This is a genomic window from Mycobacterium sp. G7A2 (genome assembly GCF_041902445.1).
In the GTDB taxonomy this organism is placed as follows: domain Bacteria; phylum Actinomycetota; class Actinomycetes; order Mycobacteriales; family Mycobacteriaceae; genus Mycobacterium.
Genome location: NZ_CP169251.1, coordinates 4300669 through 4317969 on the forward strand (window position 1 = coordinate 4300669; position 17301 = coordinate 4317969).

Here is a 17301-nt window from a genome sequence, read left to right on the forward strand (position 1 = left end):
GACCCCGGCCGGCAACGACGTGCCGGTTGCCACGATGGACCGCGCGCGGGTGCAGCTCGACGTGTCGGGCATGTCGTGCGCGTCCTGCGCGGCCCGGGTGCAGACCGCGCTGAACAAGCTGCCCGAGGTGCGGGCCTCGGTGAACTTCGGCACCCGGGTGGCGACCATCGAGGCGCCTGCGGGCATCGACGACACGGTGTTGTGCGATGTCGTGCGCAAAGCCGGCTGCGACGCGTCCCCTCGCGAGTCCGGCACGGCCCGGGTCGATGATCCCGACGCCGAGCACGCCCGGGCCCTGATGTTGCGGCTCGCGGTGGCCGCGGTGCTGTTCGTGCCGCTGGCCGACCTGTCGGTGATGTTCGCCGTGGTCCCCAGCACCCGGTTCACCGGCTGGCAGTGGGTGTTGACAGCGCTGGCCGCGCCGGTGGTGCTGTGGGCGGCGTGGCCATTCCACCAGAAGGCCTTGCGGATGGCCCGCCACGGCGGCGCGTCGATGGAGACGCTGATCTCGGTGGGCATCCTGTCGGCCTCGGTGTGGTCGCTGTACACGGTGTTCAGCAGTGACCATTCCGTCACCGCGACCGGCATCTGGCAGGCCCTGGTCGGCAGTGACGCCATCTACTTCGAGGTCGCCGCCGGCGTGACGGTGTTCGTGCTGGCCGGCCGGTATTTCGAGGCCCGCGCCAAATCGAAGGCCGGCAGTGCGCTGCGCGCGCTGGCCGAGCTCAGCGCCAAGGACGTGACGCTGCTGTTGGCCGACGGTTCCGAGCTGGTGATCCCGGCCGACGAACTCGCCGAGCAGCACCGGTTCGTGGTCCGCCCCGGCCAGACAATCGCCGCCGACGGCCTGGTCGTCGACGGGTCGGCGGCGGTGGACATGAGCGCGATGACCGGTGAGGCGAAGCCCCAGCGGGTGCATCCGGGTGACCAGGTGATCGGCGGCACGATCGTGCTGGACGGTCGGCTCGTCGTCGAGGCGGCGGCCGTCGGCGCCGACACCCGCTTCGCGGGGATGGTGCGCCTGGTCGAGGAGGCGCAGGCGCAGAAAGCCGACGCGCAGCGACTCGCCGACCGGGTATCGGCGGTGTTCGTGCCGTGCGTCTTCGTGATCGCGGCGCTGACCGCCGTCGGCTGGCTGCTCGCCGGAGGCGGTGCCAACCAGGCCGTGTCCGCGGCGCTGGCGGTGCTCGTCATCGCCTGCCCGTGCGCGCTGGGTCTGGCCACCCCGACCGCGATGATGGTGGCCTCCGGGCGCGGCGCTCAGCTGGGTATCTTCCTGAAGGGCCATCGCGCGCTGGAGGCGACACGGGCGGTGGACACCGTCGTGTTCGACAAGACCGGCACGCTGACCACCGGTCGGCTGACGGTCAGCGCCGTCACCGCCGAGCAGGGCTGGGACGGCGAAGAGGTGCTTGCCCTCGCGGCCGCCGTGGAAGCCGCTTCCGAGCACGCCGTGGCGCTGGCCATAAGCGCATCGGCACCCCACCACGGTGAGGTCGACGACTTCCGGTCGGTTCCCGGCCGCGGCGTCTCCGGCGTCGTCGGGGGGCGCACGGTGCGCGTCGGCGGGCGCACGGTGCGCGTCGGCGGGCGCACGGTGCGCGTCGGCAAACCGGCATGGATCGCGTCGTCGGGGCTGTCACCGACGTTGACCGCCGCCCGGCGCACCGCCGAGTCGCGCGGTGAGACGGTGGTGTTCGTCGAGGTGGACGGGCAGCCCTGCGGCGCCGTCGCGGTGTCGGACACTGTCAAGGATTCGGCCGCAGACGCGATCGCCACGCTGCACGCCCGCGGCCTGCGCACGGTGCTGTTGACCGGAGACAACGCCGCGTCCGCGGGGGCGGTGGCCGCCCGGGTGGGTATCGACGAGGTGATCGCCGACGTACTGCCCGACGGCAAGGTCGACGTCATCGAACAGCTCCGCGAGCAGGGCCGGGTGGTCGCGATGGTCGGCGACGGCATCAACGACGGCCCCGCCCTGGCCTGCGCCGATCTCGGCATGGCCATCGGGCGTGGCACCGACGTGGCGATCAGCGCCGCCGACGTCGTGCTGGTGCGCGACGACCTGACCACCGTGCCGGTCGCGCTGGGCCTGGCCGCGGCCACGATGCGCACGATCAAGGTCAACCTGATCTGGGCGTTCGGCTACAACGTGGCCGCGATCCCGATCGCCGCGGCCGGTCTGCTGAACCCGTTGATCGCCGGCGCGGCGATGGCGTTCTCGTCGTTCTTCGTCGTCTCGAACAGTTTGCGGCTGCGCAATTTCGGCTCCGCCCCCGACCGGCGTTGAGACTGCGGTAGCTGCGGGGTTCACTCGCACTTTGGCGCAGTGGACGCAGTCTCAACGGGGTTGGGCGGGAACCAAACTGCACCCTCTCCCGACTATCTGTGCGTGACGACGACACTGAGCTCCACCCGCCGAGCCGATGCCGCAGTGCTGCGACGGATCTGGCGACTGCATTTCTGGATCGGGCTGTTCGCCGCGCCCGTCCTGATCGTGCTGGCCCTGTCAGGTCTGGTGATCCTCTACAGCCAGCCGCTGGACAGCTGGCTGTCCCGGGACCTCGTCACGGTGACGCCGGGGCCCGACACCGTGCCGCTCGACGCGCAGGTCGCCGCTGCCCTGCAACACGTTCCGGACAGCTACGAGGTCGACGCGGTCACACCGCCCAGCGGGCCGGATCGCTCCACCCGCGTCGACCTCGTCGACCCGACCGCGCCCACCTACCCCGACGGCGAAGCGAACCTCACCCAGGTCTTCGTCGACCCCTACACCGGGCAGTACCTGGGCCAACGCGACCAACTCTCCGGACTGGTCGGGTTCGCCAACCAGGTGCACCGGATGTTCGGCAACGACGGCCCGCAGGTGCACCTGCCATCGCTGGGCCACCTCATCGCGCCGTCGTCGTATCCCGAGGCGACGATCCCGGTGGGCATCGCCAACCTGTGGATGGAGGTCACCGCGGTCTGGATCCTGGTGCTGCTGGCCAGCGGGATCTACCTGTGGTGGCCGCGGGCCATCGAGAGCACCAAGCCCCTGCTGACGGTGCGCTGGGGCAAGGGTGGCCGCATCCGCTGGCGGGACCTGCACGCGCTGACCGGCGTGGTACTGGCGGTCGTGCTGATCGGCTACATCCTGTCGGGCTTGACCTGGTCGCGGTACTGGGGTGAGAACTGGCGGGCGTTCTCGGCGCAGGTCGCGCCGTCGACCGAGGTCGAGGCCGCCTCCACGCCGGCGCAACTCGGTGACTACGACCGGCTCGGCCGGCGCGTGGCCTGGGCGGCCGTCGACGAACCCATCCCGGCGTCGCAGCCGGCCGGCCCGAGCGCCGCACCTCTGAGCTACGCCGACATCGACCAGATCGCCGAGGACGAGGGCATGGTGACCGGTTACGCGATCATCGCGCCGGCGGACTCCGTCGTCGACGGCGGAATCGTGTACGGCAGCTACGCGGTGGTCAACGCCTGGCCGCAGAAGCTCTCCGAGCAGCGCACGCTGTACCTCGACCAGTTCACCGGCCAGACGATCACCGACGCCACCGCTGCGCAGGACGGTGCGCTGTCGCGGCTGACCAGCTTCGGCATCGCGATGCACATGGGTAACCAGTTCGGCCTGGTGACCCGGGTCGTCGCGACCGCCGCCTGCCTGGGCGTATTGCTCAGTGTGGCAACAGGTTTGCTGATGTGGTGGACGCGACGCCCGGCCGGCAGTTCCGGGCTGCCGGCGCCGGCCAGTGACGCGACTCGGGCCGCCACCCCGAAGAAGGCGCTTGTGACGGTGACGGTGGCCGCGGTGGTGCTCGGGGTGATTTACCCGGCGTTCGGGGTGTCGCTGCTGGTCGTGCTCGCCGTCGAGGCCGTGCTGGCCCGGCGTCGTCGTCGACGCGTCGACGCCGACGACGCGGAGGTCCCCGTGGGCGCCGAAACCCGTTGAGAATGAGACGTTGAGAATGAGACGTTGAGAATGAGACGTTGAGAATGAGACGTTGAGAATGAGACGTTGAGACTGCGTCTGCTGCGGCCTCCACTCGAACTTTTCCGCGCTGAGCGCAGTCTCAACGTATCCCTGCATTCGTCGCTGGGCACAAGTTTAAGAAGAGCCTGAAATCTTGCTGTGCAGTCACAGCTGGACGGATGGCCGCCGACAGTTTCGGGTAGCCGAGATCCGGCCGTTGGTGGGTGCGACGGGCGCTCAGCCCGGAAAGCGAGGCGCAGCATGGTCCGGGTCGGGGTGGTCACGGCACTTGGCGCGCTGTCGGTTGCACTGATAGCTGCGGCCGTTGCGTGGTCCTGGCTCTGGTGGGTTCCCGCGGCAGTGTTCACTGCACTGACCGCGGTGGGGGTTTACGACCTGCTCCAGCGGCGGCACGCAGTGTTGCGGAACTATCCGGTGCTGGGGCACATGCGGTATCTGCTCGAAGCTCTGCGCCCCGAGCTGCAGCAGTATTTCATCGAACGCAACTTCGACGGCCGGCCCTACGACCGCGACGTCCGCTCGTTGATCTACGAGCGCGCGAAGGGCACGGCCTCGGAGTTGTCGTTCGGTACCGAAAGAGACATCGGTGACACCGGATACGAGTACCTGGTTCACTCGACCGCCCCCATCGAGCAGCCGCCGTCACCGTACCGAGTCCGCATCGGAGGTCCGGACTGCCGACAGCCCTACGACATGGCGTTGATGAACGTCTCGTCGATGAGCTTCGGGTCGTTGTCGGGCAATGCCCTGCGCGCGTTGAACAACGGTGCCAAGAAGGGGCGGTTCGCCCACGACACCGGTGAAGGGGGGCTGACGCCGTACCACCTGGGCGGCGCGGACGTGGTGTGGGAGATCGGTTCCGGCTACTTCGGTACCCGCACCGAGGACGGTCACTTCGACCCTGAGCAGTTCGCTGACAAGGCCGCCCACGAGGCCGTCAAGTGCATCTCGATCAAGTTGAGCCAGGGCGCCAAACCCGGTGTGGGGGGCGTGTTACCGGCCGCCAAGGTCAGCGAGGAGATCGCCCGCTACCGCGGGGTGCCCGCGGGCCAGAAGTGTGTCAGCCCGGCAGCTCACAGCGCGTTCCACACCCCGCGTGAGCTGGTGGGCTTCATCGCTCGGCTGCGAGACCTCGCCGAGGGGAAGCCTGTCGGCTTCAAGCTCTGCGTGGGGTCGCGCACCGACGTCCTGGCGATCTGTAAAGCAATGCTCAGCGAGGGCATCACCCCCGACTTCATCATCGTCGACGGTGCCGAGGGGGGAACCGCCGCAGCACCGTTGGAGTACGAGGACCACGTCGGCCTGCCCTTGACCGACGGACTGATGACCGTGCACAACGCGTTGGTCGGCACGGGACTGCGGGACTGCATCCGGATCGGCGCCAGCGGCAAGGTGGCCACCGGAACCGACATCGTCAAGCGCCTGATCCAGGGCGCCGACTACACCAACGCCGCCCGCTCGATGATGATGGCCACCGGCTGCATCCAGTCCCAGCGCTGCCACACCAACAAGTGCCCTGTCGGTGTGGCAACCCAGGATCCACGTCGGGCACGGGCCCTCGACGTCGCCGACAAGAGTGAACGCGTCTACCGCTATCAGCAAGCAACGGTCGCCGAGGCGATGCGTCTGATGGGGTCGATGGGTGTGTCGGATCCAGCTGATCTGTCGGCGCACCTGTTGCGGAAGCGGTTGTCGCCCACCGAGCAACGTTCCTACGCCGAAATCTACGAATGGCTGCCCGGCAAGGTCCTGCTCGACGATCCGCCGCCGTCGTGGCGAGCCGACTGGGAGGCCGCCGACCCGGACTCGTTCGCCCCCGCGCGCCTGCAACGTCTGTGACCGCGATCGCCCACTCAGGAGGAGAATCATGCCCACCGTTGCCTCGACGCTCGTCTCGGCACTCGACGAACTCGGCGTCCGACAGGTGTGGGGCGTTGTCGGCGACGCGCTCAATCCCATCACCGACGCCATCCGACGCCAAGACACGCTGGAGTGGATCGGAGTCCGTCACGAGGAGGCGGCAGCGTTCGCCGCTGGCGCCCAAGCCCAGCTGACCGGCTCGCTGGGGGTTTGCATGGGCACCGTCGGGCCGGGCTCGCTGCACCTGCTCAACGGGCTCTACGACGCCAAGAAATCCCACGCCCCAGTGCTGGCGATCTGCGGTCAGGTACCGACGTCAGAGATGTGGAGCAACTTCTTCCAAGAGGTCGACAACGACGCTGTCTTCGCCGACGTGGCGGTCTACCACGCCACGGTCACCGCCCCGGGACAGCTGCCCTATCTGCTGCAGCAGGCCGTCAACACGGCGCTGGCCCGCCGCGGGGTGGCCGTCCTGACTGTTCCTGGCGACATCGGCGATCAAGACGTCCCCGACCATCACGTGTCGTTCGCGTTACCGCACTCCGGTCAGGTCGCCGCACCCGCCGACGTCGAGGCTGCCGCCGCGCTGCTCAATGACGCCGAGAAGGTGACGATGCTCGTCGGCTGCGGCGCGCGCACCGCCCGCGACGAGGTCCTGGCGGTGGCGAAATCGCTTGCCGCGCCAATGGTGCTGACCTTGAAGGGCAAGGAAGGGTTGGAAGGCGACAACCCGTACCAGGTGGGCCAGTCCGGTCTGATCGGCAATCCGGCCGCTCACCTGGCTCTGCACCAGGCCGACGCTCTGCTGCTGGTGGGAACAGATTTCCCGTACCGAGACTGGCTGCCACAGGACAAGAAGGTGGTGCAGCTCGACACCAGACCAGAGCACGTCGGCCGACGGCTGCCCGTCACCGCGGCGCTCATCGGCGACGCGAAAGGAACACTGGCTCAGCTGCTTCCCCAGCTCCAGCGTCGATCGGACACCGCGTTTCTCGACCACCACCGGCACGAGTTCGACCTGTGGCACGCCGCCCAGCGCCGACTCACCGACCCCGACCACGACCGCAAGCTGCTGGGCCGGATCCGCAAGAAGCTCGACAACCCCGACGAGCTGATCCGCCCGGAGGTGGTGGCCGCGGCGATCGACGCCGCCGCTGCCGAGGACGCCATCTTCACCTCCGACACGGGGATGTCGACGGTGTGGCTGTCCCGATTCGTCGAGATGCGCGGCCGGCGGCGGCTGTTGGGGTCCTACAACCTGGGTTCGATGGCCAATGCCATGCCCCAGGCGCTGGGCGCTTCCGCGCTCGACCGGGACCGCCAGGTCATCGCGTTCTGCGGCGACGGCGGTCTGATGATGCTGCTGGGGGACCTGCGCACAGCGGTCACCTACCGCCTGCCCGTCACGTTCGTCGTGTTCAACAACGGTCGGCTCGGCATGGTCAAACTCGAGCAGGAACAGAGCGGATTGCCCGAATACGGCACCGAGCTCGACAATCCTGACCTTGCCGCGGTCGCCACCGCCTGCGGCTTGCGCGCACGAACGGTCACCCATGCCGACGACGTCGCAGAAGCCGTTGCCGAGGCGCTCGAACACGACGGTCCGGTGTTGCTGGATTTCCGGACCAACCCCGAGGAGATCTCGATCCCGCCCAAGCCCACGGTCGAGCAAGGGTGGGGTTTCGCCATTGCGAAGCTGAAGGAGAACCTGATCAGCCGCGAATGAGACGTTGAGACTGCGTCAGCTGCGGCCCCCACTCGAACTTTTCCGCGCTGAGCGCAGCCTCAACGCATTTCGGCGCGCCTCTGCTGCACCGCACCGACGACGACGTCGACGCCCAGGAACGCCAGCAGGCTCAGACCCAGCAGCGGCATGAAAAAGCCGACACCTGCCGCGGTGATCACCACGGCGACGGCGGCCGCGGGCGGAAGCCCGGTGAGCACCCCGCGTGCCGGCGGCCGACCCACCCGGCGCGCGCCGGTGACCGGGCGTCGCCGCCACCACATCACATATCCGCGGACGATGACGGTGACCAGCACCGCGGCCAGCCCGAGCAGGACCAGCTGGTTGGGCAGCCCGAACAGGGTGCCCATGTGTAGCTGGATCCCCCACGCGGACAGCTTGGCCGCCAGCGGCCAATCGGCGAACCAGGATTCGTCGGTGATCGTGCCCGTCGCGCCGTCGACGGCCACCGAGTTGTTCGACAGCACCCAAGGCTGACGGGTCTGGGCCACGGTGAACGCGGTGTCAGCCGTGGCCGGGACGCTCACCTCGACCTTGCCGCCGACTCCGGCGGCGCGGGCCGCCGCGAGGGCGCCGTCGACCTGGCCGACAGAGGTGGCCGTCACCGCTGCGTCCGCGTCGGGTGTGGTCGCGGGCGCTCCGCCGTGCCCGTGGCCGGCGTGGTCGCCGTGTTCGGCCGCCGGCTCCGCCGGCGCCAGATCCGTGGCCACCGCGGGGGTGGTCCAGGACAGTGCCGTCCTGATCTCGGAGACGTGATCGCCGGCATACTTCGACCAGGTCAGCCCAGTCGCCGAAAGGAACAACAGCCCCGCCGCGATCCAAATCCCGGCCGCGCCATGCCAGTTGAGGGTGCGGGCCCGTCCGAGCAGCGACCGGTCGACGCCGAACAACCGTGCCCGACTGCTGCCCCGCTTCCTCATCTGCCGGTACCGGCCGACCCACAACACCGCACCGCCGACGGCGATGAGCCACAGCCACGACGCGGCCAGTTCGCTGTACACCCGGCCAGGCTCGCCGATCAGCAGGCTGCGATGCAGGTTGGACAGCCAGGTGCGCACGGGCAGCGCCCCGCTGCTGCCGTACACGGTGAGTTCGCCGACCGGTTCGGCGGTGACCGGGTCGACGAACACGCCCCGCCGCTCTGAGGACGAGCTGAGGGTGGCGTCGGTGAACATGACCCGCGTGGTGTCACCGAGCTCGGCGGCCGGGCGTACCGCGGTGACCGTCAGATCGGGTCGTACCTGCTGGGCTGCCCGGATCTGGTCGGCCACGGGTTGGAACTCGCCGCGGGTGTCGGAGTGCAGATAATCGCGGTAGATCCACTGCTCCAGGCTCGGCGCGAGGGCATAGAGGCCCCCTGTGATGGCAGCCACCAGCAGGAACGGGCCGACGAACAGCCCGGCGTAGAAGTGCAGACGAAGGAAGAACGACCGGTAGGCGCCTGGCCTTCTGTCATTCGTGGCGGGCGGCGCTTCGATCAGGTCGGTCGCCTCGGTGGCGTCATTCTCGATGGTCGACATCAGGCCTCTTGTTCGACGGTGCCGCGGGTGGCGGCCTTCCCTCTAGTAGTCGACGACGAGGCGCATGAGGTTCCTGAGCGCCGAAACCGGTTGCGGCGGCACCGTTGAGACTGCGTCAGCTGCGGCCCCCACTCGAACTTTTCCGCGCTGAGCGCAGCCTCAACGCACCTGACGGCGCGCTCAACGCTGGTCTAGCCACGCATGTCGGGGTGGGTGCGGTGCACCGGCGCGGCGAGCAGCGTCAGCCAGGCGACGGCCAGGCACAGCACTGCGACGTCGGCAGCCCCGACCAACCAGCTCAGGTTGGGGCCGGTCGCGCCGGTGCGCACCCACCAGAAACCCCCCAGACCCACGACGGTGCCCAGACCGCACAGATAGGCGGCGGCACAACACCACCGGAACCGTCTGGTCGCCCGGGCGATCAGTGAGGTGCCCGCGGCCAGGGCGAGAATCATCAGCACCACGGTGGGAACGACCAGCGACATCCCTGCCGGCGGGTCGACGAACAGGTCGATCCACCACACCGTCGCCGTCACCGCGAGCACCGGAGCGAGCACACCGATCGCGGTCGACCGCAGCCGATCCAGCCAGACGTCGTCGAGCACGCGGCGCTCGAGGTGGCGCAGCATCCGCTCCACTGGTTCGGACCGATGTCTCAGCACTGACCATCTCCCTCCGGCCGACGGACGATGCCGGCCCTCGCTGTCATGGTCGTCGGGCAACCGGCAATCGTTCCCGGCATGTCGTGCGGTTACTGACGCTGCCGGGCGAGTTCCCGCAGCATCGCGTTGTATGCCTCGAGCTCGTCGTCAGCGTAGGACGAATCGGCGTGGCGGTCAGACCGCGTCGCCGCGCGGCGGTCCTGGCGGGCCCACTGCACCACCAGCGCCACCACGACAATGATGACCGGTAGCTCGCTGGATCCCCAGGCGATGGCGCCGCCGACGTTCTGGTCGTCGGCGAGGCTGGCCAACCACGGCAGGTCCACCGACCGGTAGAACTGCCCGCCGATGATCTCGGTCATCGTCATCGTGGCAATGCCGAAGAACGCGTGAAAAGGCATGACCGCGAACAACAGCCCCAGCCGCCCGAGGAAGGGCAGCTTCCGGGGTCCCGGGTCGATACCGATGATCCCCCAGAAGAACAGGTAGCCCACGAGCAGGAAATGCAGGCTCATGAACTCGTGGCCCCAGTGGTACCGGACGAACGCGCCGAACAACGGCGTGAAGTACACCGCGTACAGCGAGCCGACGAACAGCACGAACGCGGTGATCGGATGGGCCAGGAACGAGGTGAACTTCGAATGCACCAGCCACAGCAGCCATTCCCGTGGGCCGGGCGGCTGGTCGGGTCGGTGGGCGGGCAGCGCACGCAAGGCCAGCGTGACGGGGCCACCGAGCACCAGCAGCACCGGGACGAACATGTTCAGCGTCATGTGCTCGGCCATGTGCACGCTGAACATCGCCGACCCGTAGGCCTTGACCCCCGAACTCGTGGTGACCAGCAGCACCAGGCACCCGGCCCACCAGGCGATCAGCCGCCCGACCGGCCACGTGTCACCCCGGCGGCGCAGCCGCACATAGCCCAGCGTGTAGAGCGCGGCCAGCACCAGCGCTCCGACGCCGAGGAACGTGTCGAACCGCCAGACGGTCAGCATGGTCACCACGCTCGGCGGCGCGGGCAGCTCGTATCCCAGGAAGATGTCCCAGGTGGTGAATTCGTGGGTGAGGAACCGCGCGGCCGGCTGGGTCGCCATCACCGCCACCAGGGCCATCACAGCCAGGGCACCCGCGGCGCCGAACACGCCGGCCACCCGGGACAGCCCGAACGGACCCCGCCACGACACCGCGACGACGTCGAGGGCCCACATCAGCATCAGTAGCAGCGCCGCCGCCGTACCGGCCCGGCCGTACCCCGACCCCGTCGGACCGGCGGGGCCCAGCAGCACCCCCAGCAGCGCGGCGCCGTAGCCCAGCACCACGGCCCCGAGCGCTGTCCGGACGACCAGGACCCGCCACAGCATTGCTTCGTCGGGCCGTGCCAGCGCGGCGACCAGCCACAGGCCGGCAAGCACCGCCAGCGCCGCGGCGAAGACGATCGCCGCGCTGGTGGCGTAGTCGTGGTCGGGGCCCTGGGCGGCGTTGCCGTTGACGGGGACCGCGACGACGCCGATCAGCGCGGGGATCAGCAGCACCGCATGCGCGGTCCACCGCACCGAGAGCCGCACGGTGACCGCGACCACCGCCGCTGCGATCGCGACCGCGATCCACGCCCGTGCCATCTCGGAGGCCAGCACCGCGTCGAGCAGGAAGGGACCCGCGAGCACCTGCCTCATCGACACCCCGGCGTCACTGGCCGCCTGGATGACGATCATCGCGGTGGCGGCGACGGCCCACAGCGCCGCGGTCCGCTCGACGAGGACGTGCACGAGAAAGGACCGCTCGTCGATGACACCGCTGTTGTCGGGGCGCGCGGAGATCACGACATAGGTCAGTCCGGCGATCGACAACGCCCCCAGCAGCGACGCGACGAAGAAGCCGAGTGGCTCGGCGACCGCGGTCACCGCCCCGGGATACGAGTTGCCCGTGACGGCGTAGACCTGGGCGCGCGAGGTGGCGGCGTACCAGAGCAGCGCCGCGGTCACCGCACCGAACGACAGCAGCACCGGCGCCAGCGTCTGCCGAGCTGTCGCCGGCCTATCCGCTCGAGTGGTCTGCATCGTCGCTTGGGAACCTTCTCACCGACATCACGTGATCCGACCAGTCTACGACCGCCGGTCGTAGGCGATGACGGCGCGGCGGAACTTTTCGGTGTCGTGCGCCGACCATTGCACTCGAACCCTTGTCCCACGACGGAAGCTGTGCCCTCGTGCCGAAGAAGCTCGCCCGATGATCGACGATCTGCTGTTGCGCGGGGTGGTCACCGCGCTGTTCGTCGCGACCGCCGTCATGTTCGCCATCGCGAGTTGGGTGCACCGACGCACGGCCGGCTACGTGGTCAGCGGCGCGCTGCACATCGTGATGGCGGTGGCGATGATCGCCATGGCCTGGCCACAGAGCGCCGCACTGCCGACGACCGGCCCGATGGTGTTCTTCCTTCTCGCGACGGTGTACTTCGTCATCATCGTGTTCGCCCAGGCCGGCCACCGCATGGCGAACGCCTATCACGCCGCGATGATGCTGGCCATGGCCTGGATGTACGCGGTGATGAGCGGGGATCTGGCGCCCGCGCCGGCCGCGGGCTCGGTTCCCGCCGGGGGCCACGGCGGTCATCATCACGGTGGCCACGCCATGCCCGATGTGGACATGGCGTCACCAAGCGCTGCGACGCCGCCGTTCGTCACAGGGCTGAACTGGGTGTTCACCGTCGGCTTCGCGATCGCCGCGGTGGTCTGGCTGTACGTGTACTTCGCCGGCCGGCGTGGCGAGCCCGCCAGACCCACGACCTGGTTCTTCGGGATCGCAGGCCAGGTCACCATGGCCGCCGGCATGGCGATCATGTTCGCGGTGATGCGCTGAGGTGTGCCGTCAGGCCGCCGAGCCGTCGGTGGGCCACAGATGCCCCCGGCGACGGCCGTGTGACGCGTTCGGCGGCAGGTCGATCTCGAGTTGTCGCTGCGCGTGGTCGGGCGAGGGTGGTGACGACGCCTCATGCCGCCAGACCAGCGCCGCGAACACCGCCCCGAGCAGGATCGGCAGGTGACTCATCACCCGCTCGGGCGTGACTGCTCCGGCGAGCGCGTCGGCGACGACATAGCCCGCGAGCACGACGGCGAACGCCGACAGCACGACCGTCAGTCCGGCGGCGAGGCCGGGCCGCAGCGCCGCGGCGACCATCACCAGACCGATGGCGAGCGTCCACGCCGTGGATTCGTTGAGAAGATGGCCACCGCCGGTGTGGGGGCCCGGGTGCAGCCCGAGCTGAAGGCCGACCGCCTGCGCGGCGCCGACGGCGCTCTGGGCCAGCCCGACGGCCAACAGCGCCCACCGCTGCCAGCCGATGCCGGCGAGCGGTCCCCGCGCCCGGCGGGAGGATCCGGCCCCGACGGCGGCGACCGGAGCCGGACTGGCCAGGCCACGTAGCACGGCGGCTTGTGCCGTCACCCCGTCGCGCCAGGCGCGGCACTCGGCACACCCCTCGAGGTGTTCGTCGACCCTCGCAGCGGGCACCGGTTCCCGCTCGCCGTCGATGCGGGCCGACAGCGCCTCCCGAGCCACGTCACAGTTCACGCTGTAATCGTCGCGTATCCCCCGCCGATAGTTCCCCGAACCCATCGACACCGTGCGGACCCGGGCACTATGTGGTGATGGACAGCAGGCGCGGAACCGCATCGCCGGGGTATCGGGCGCTGGTCGTCGACGACGAGGCGCCATTGGCCGACGTGGTGGTCAGCTACCTGCAGCGTGAGCAGTTCGATGCGGCCGTCGCGACCGACGGGGACGCGGCGATCGCGCTGGCCCGCGAGTTCGACCCCGACGTCGTCATCCTCGATGTCGGGCTGCCCGGCACCGACGGCTTGGAGGTGTGCCGCCAGCTGCGCACGTTCTCCGACGCCTACGTGGTCATGCTCACCGCCCGCGACACCGAGATGGACACGGTGCTGGGTCTGACGGTGGGCGCCGACGATTACGTGACCAAACCGTTCAGCCCGCGCGAGCTCGTCGCCCGCATCCGGGCCATGCAGCGGCGGCCGCGCCGGCTGCACGCGCAAGCAGCACCGGGTGGGCAGCCCTCGACGCGGAGCATCGGCGCGTTGACCGTCGATGTGGCCGCCCGCGAGGTGTTCCTCGACGACACCCCGATCCTGCTCACCCGCACCGAGTTCGACCTGCTCGACGCGCTGTCGGCCCGACCCGGGGTCGTGCTGGGCCGTCGGCAGCTGCTGGAGATCGTCCGTGACGACCCGTGGTTCGGCGACGACCACCTGATCGACGTCCACATCGGCCATCTGCGCCGAAAACTCGGTGAGGACGCCAGCCGGCCGCGCTACATCATCACGGTGCGCGGGGTGGGATACCGCATCGGCAACGGCCGGTGACGGGTCAGAGTGTGGCCAGGATCTGCCTCATCGTGTCGATCTCGCGCTGCTGGTCGACGGCGATGCGCTCGGAGAGCTCGATCGCGGCGGGATAGCTTCCGCTGTCGATCTCGTTGCGGGCCATGGTGATCGCGCCCTCGTGGTGGCGGATCATCTGCTCCAGGAACAGTTTCGCGGCGTCGACACCCTGCGCGTTCTGCAGCTCGGCCATGTCCGCCGCGGACATCATGCCTTCCATCGGCATCGCACCCATACCGGGCATCATCGAGCCGTCGGGACCCATCCCATTGCCCGCACCGCCGCCGTGGCCCGGCATGTCATGGGCGGGCATGTCGGTGCCCGCCATCGGCATTTCCGCGATCCCCCACTGGTCGAGCCAGCTGCGCATCTCCTCGATCTCCGGCGCCTGCTCACCCTTGATCTGGCCTGCCAGGTCCACCACCCGCTCGTCGATGCCGTCCTTGGCGAGCAGCATGTCGCTCATCTCGATGGCCTGTTGGTGGTGCGGGATCATGTGCTGGGCGAACATGACGTCGGACTGGTTGTGCTCGTCCCGGGCTGCCGGCGCGGGGGCGGCCGACGTGGTGGAGCCGCCGCTCTGAGCCGCCGGGGCCGCTTGGTCGTCGCCGGAGCTGCCGCAGGCCGTGAGTGTGACGCCCACGATCGCCGCCGCGGCGACGAGGACGAACGGGTTGGGCTTGGTGGGTTTCGGTTGGTCGATCACAGCATCGAGCCTGTCGACACCGGATGTGGTTCTTCTAGCCCTTTGTTCAAGATTTGGTCAAGACGCCTCACGCGGTGGTGTCGCGCGCGCCCAACCGGAGGTGTTCGATGTGGTAGATCGCCTCGTCGAGCAATTGGGCGACGTGGTTGTCGTAGAGCCGGTAGACGATGTTGCGCCCGGTGCGGTCTCCGGCGACCAGGCCCAACGCGCGCAGTAACCGCAGTTGGTGCGACACCGCGGGCTGCTCCATGCCCACGTCGGCGGACAGTTCGGTGACCGTGCAGGGCGCGTGGCGCAGGCGGGTCAGGATCAACAGCCGCTTCGGGGAGGCCAGCGCTTGCAGCGTTTCGGCCACCGTCAACGCCGAGGTCGCATCGAGGGTGGCAGGGGGCGTGGAACGGCCCTCGACACCATGTCCCATGCGGACCATTCAAGCACGCATCGGGGCAAAGGGGTTACATATGTAGAGTTCTACATGTATATAGGTCTACGTGAGTATCGAAGTTCGGTCGCCTGCGACCGACCGCGAGAACGCCCGCCACCACACCTCGCCACGACGACGTGCCGTGGCGGCGGCGTGGGCGGTCTCCTCGGTGCGCTGGGCGGCGCTGTCGGTGGGTCTGTTCGTCGCGGGCGCCGCTATGCAGGTTCTCGATGGGCCGCAGTGGCTTTGGTGGGCGCTGTATCTGACGTGCTACGCCGCCGGGGGGTGGGCACCGGCACGGGACGGCCTGCTCGCTCTGCGCGACAAGACGCTCGACGTCGACCTGCTGATGGTGCTCGCGGCAGTCGGGGCGGCCGCCATCGGCCAGGTCTTCGACGGCGCATTGCTGATCATCATCTTCGCCACCTCCGGCGCCCTGGAGGACGTGGCGACCACACGCACCCAGGACTCGGTCAACGGCCTGCTGGAACTGTCCCCTCAGGAGGCGGTGGTGCTGGATGAGTCCGGCACAGAGCGGACGGTCGCGGCCCGGCAGGTTCAGATCGGCGACGTGGTCGTGGTGCGACCCGGTGAGCGGGTGTCCGCCGACGGCGTGGTCGTCGAGGGCACCTCGGAGGTCGACCAGTCCACCATCACCGGCGAACCCCTCCCCGCAGTCAAGACCGTCGGCGACGAAACTTTCGCCGGCACCGTCAACGGGTCAGGGGCACTGCGGATTCGGGCTACCCGCGATCCCTCGGAGACCGTGGTGGCGCGCATCGTGGCGATGGTCGCCGAGGCCTCGGCGACCAAAGCCAAGACCCAGTTGTTCATCGAGACCATCGAGCAGCGCTACTCGGCGGTGGTGGTCGTCGCGACGGTGGCGTTGTTCGCGATTCCGCTCGCTGCCGGCGCTGACCTGCAGTCCACTCTGCTGCGCGCGATGACATTCATGATCGTGGCATCTCCGTGCGCGGTGGTGCTGTCGACGATGCCGCCGATGCTGTCGGCCATCGCCAACGCCGGACGCCACGGCGTACTGATCAAATCGGCTCTGGCGCTGGAACGTCTGGCCGGAACCGACCTCATCGCACTGGACAAGACGGGCACCTTGACCACCGGCGCCCCGGAGGTCACCGGGGTGGTCACCCTCGCCGCCGACATGACCGAAGACGCCGTCCTCGCACTGGCGGCCGCGGCCGAGAGTGGAAGTGAGCATCCCCTCGGGCGCGCGGTGGTGGCCGAGGCCCGCGCCCGCGGGCTGCGGATAGCGTCGGCTCGAGGGTTCCAGGCCCTGCCCGGTCGCGGCGTCCGGGCCGAGATCGACGGTCGTGTCGTCGAAGTCGTCAGCCCCGGGGAACTGCGTCCCGACGCGGTGTCGCGGACCGAGGCCGACGGCGGCACCGCGGTGCTCGTCCTGCACGACGGCCATCCCGTCGGGGTATTGCAGATCCGCGATCACCTCCGCGCCGAAGCCGTCGAGGCGGTCCGCGCGATGACTGCGCTCACCAAGGCGTCGCCGGTTCTGCTCACCGGCGACAATCGCACGGCGGCAGAGCTTCTCGCCAACCGTGTCGGCATCGCCGATGTACGCGCCGAGTTGTTGCCCGAGCAGAAGGTCGACGTCGTGGACGAGTTGCGCGACCGCGGTCATCACGTCCTGGTCGCCGGGGACGGGGTCAACGACGCCCCGGCCATGGCGGCTGCACACACGTCGGTGGCGATGGGCCGCTCCGGTGCCGATCTCACGCTCGACACCGCCGACGCCGTGACCGTGCGCGACGACCTGGCCACGATCGCCACGGTGGTGGCGCTGGCCCGCCGCGCCCGACGCGTCGTCGTGGCCAACCTCGTCATCGCCGCCGGCATCATCGTCGTGCTGGTCACCTGGGATCTCGTCGGCCACTTGCCGCTGCCGTTGGGCGTGGCAGGCCACGAGGGCTCGACGATCCTCGTCGCGCTCAACGGGCTGAGGCTGCTGAGTGGACGGGCCTGGCGGCGCGCCTCGCGGTGAC

The 17301-nt window shown here is 69.3% G+C and carries 13 protein-coding genes; 7 read left to right on the top strand and 6 right to left on the bottom strand.

Annotation, left to right across the window (positions count from 1 at the left end; translation table 11 throughout):
- Positions 1-34: 34 nt before the first annotated feature.
- The 4 genes from ACEWX3_RS20400 to ACEWX3_RS20415 all read left to right on the top strand — a co-directional run bounded on the left by ACEWX3_RS20400 (position 35) and on the right by ACEWX3_RS20415 (position 7562).
- Positions 35-2290 carry a heavy metal translocating P-type ATPase gene (locus ACEWX3_RS20400; RefSeq protein ID WP_374159907.1) on the top strand — a complete coding sequence of 752 codons (2256 nt, stop codon included), beginning with the start codon at positions 35-37 and terminating at the stop codon, positions 2288-2290.
- Positions 2291-2392: 102 nt separating this feature from the next.
- Entirely contained in the window at positions 2393-3934 is a 1542-nt protein-coding gene (locus ACEWX3_RS20405) for a PepSY-associated TM helix domain-containing protein (RefSeq protein WP_374157500.1), read from the top strand.
- A 282-nt stretch (positions 3935-4216) separates the two neighbouring features.
- Positions 4217-5815 carry an FMN-binding glutamate synthase family protein gene (locus ACEWX3_RS20410; RefSeq protein WP_374157501.1) on the top strand — a complete coding sequence of 533 codons (1599 nt, stop codon included), beginning with the start codon at positions 4217-4219 and terminating at the stop codon, positions 5813-5815.
- A gap of 28 nt (positions 5816-5843) precedes the next feature.
- Positions 5844-7562: a thiamine pyrophosphate-dependent enzyme gene (locus tag ACEWX3_RS20415; RefSeq protein ID WP_374157502.1), complete on the top strand. Its 1719-nt coding sequence runs from the start codon at positions 5844-5846 to the stop codon at positions 7560-7562.
- Between the two features lie 59 nt (positions 7563-7621).
- On the opposite strand, the gene ACEWX3_RS20420 is transcribed toward ACEWX3_RS20415, so the two are convergent.
- The 3 genes from ACEWX3_RS20420 to ACEWX3_RS20430 form a co-directional block, all read right to left on the bottom strand.
- Positions 7622-9100, bottom strand: coding sequence for a PepSY-associated TM helix domain-containing protein (locus tag ACEWX3_RS20420; protein WP_374157503.1), 1479 nt, complete (start codon positions 9098-9100; stop codon positions 7622-7624).
- A gap of 191 nt (positions 9101-9291) precedes the next feature.
- Positions 9292-9762, bottom strand: coding sequence for a hypothetical protein (locus ACEWX3_RS20425; RefSeq protein WP_374157504.1), 471 nt, complete (start codon positions 9760-9762; stop codon positions 9292-9294).
- Between the two features lie 89 nt (positions 9763-9851).
- Positions 9852-11819, bottom strand: a complete 1968-nt coding sequence (locus tag ACEWX3_RS20430; protein WP_374157505.1) for a cytochrome c oxidase assembly protein — start codon at positions 11817-11819, stop codon at positions 9852-9854.
- A gap of 169 nt (positions 11820-11988) precedes the next feature.
- Between ACEWX3_RS20430 and ACEWX3_RS20435 the strand changes: the two genes are divergently transcribed.
- Complete coding sequence (locus tag ACEWX3_RS20435; RefSeq protein ID WP_374157506.1) at positions 11989-12618, top strand: DUF5134 domain-containing protein; 630 nt, start codon at positions 11989-11991, stop codon at positions 12616-12618.
- A 9-nt stretch (positions 12619-12627) separates the two neighbouring features.
- Here the strand turns inward: ACEWX3_RS20435 and ACEWX3_RS20440 are convergent, their stop codons facing one another.
- Complete coding sequence (locus ACEWX3_RS20440) at positions 12628-13329, bottom strand: zf-HC2 domain-containing protein (RefSeq protein ID WP_207068974.1); 702 nt, start codon at positions 13327-13329, stop codon at positions 12628-12630.
- Between the two features lie 77 nt (positions 13330-13406).
- On the opposite strand from ACEWX3_RS20440, the gene ACEWX3_RS20445 reads away from it, so the two are divergent.
- A complete protein-coding gene (locus ACEWX3_RS20445; RefSeq protein ID WP_374157507.1) occupies positions 13407-14138 on the top strand; it encodes a response regulator in 732 nt (243 codons plus the stop codon).
- A gap of 4 nt (positions 14139-14142) precedes the next feature.
- On the opposite strand, the gene ACEWX3_RS20450 is transcribed toward ACEWX3_RS20445, so the two are convergent.
- Together ACEWX3_RS20450 and ACEWX3_RS20455 are read right to left on the bottom strand one after the other, a co-directional pair.
- Positions 14143-14862 (bottom strand): DUF305 domain-containing protein, encoded by a 720-nt coding sequence (locus ACEWX3_RS20450; protein ID WP_374157508.1) that lies wholly within the window; start codon positions 14860-14862, stop codon positions 14143-14145.
- 67 nt (positions 14863-14929) lie between these two features.
- Positions 14930-15283: a metalloregulator ArsR/SmtB family transcription factor gene (locus ACEWX3_RS20455; protein ID WP_152516288.1), complete on the bottom strand. Its 354-nt coding sequence runs from the start codon at positions 15281-15283 to the stop codon at positions 14930-14932.
- A 145-nt stretch (positions 15284-15428) separates the two neighbouring features.
- Between ACEWX3_RS20455 and ACEWX3_RS20460 the strand changes: the two genes are divergently transcribed.
- Positions 15429-17300 (top strand): heavy metal translocating P-type ATPase, encoded by a 1872-nt coding sequence (locus ACEWX3_RS20460; protein ID WP_374159908.1) that lies wholly within the window; start codon positions 15429-15431, stop codon positions 17298-17300.
- Position 17301: the final 1 nt, after the last annotated feature.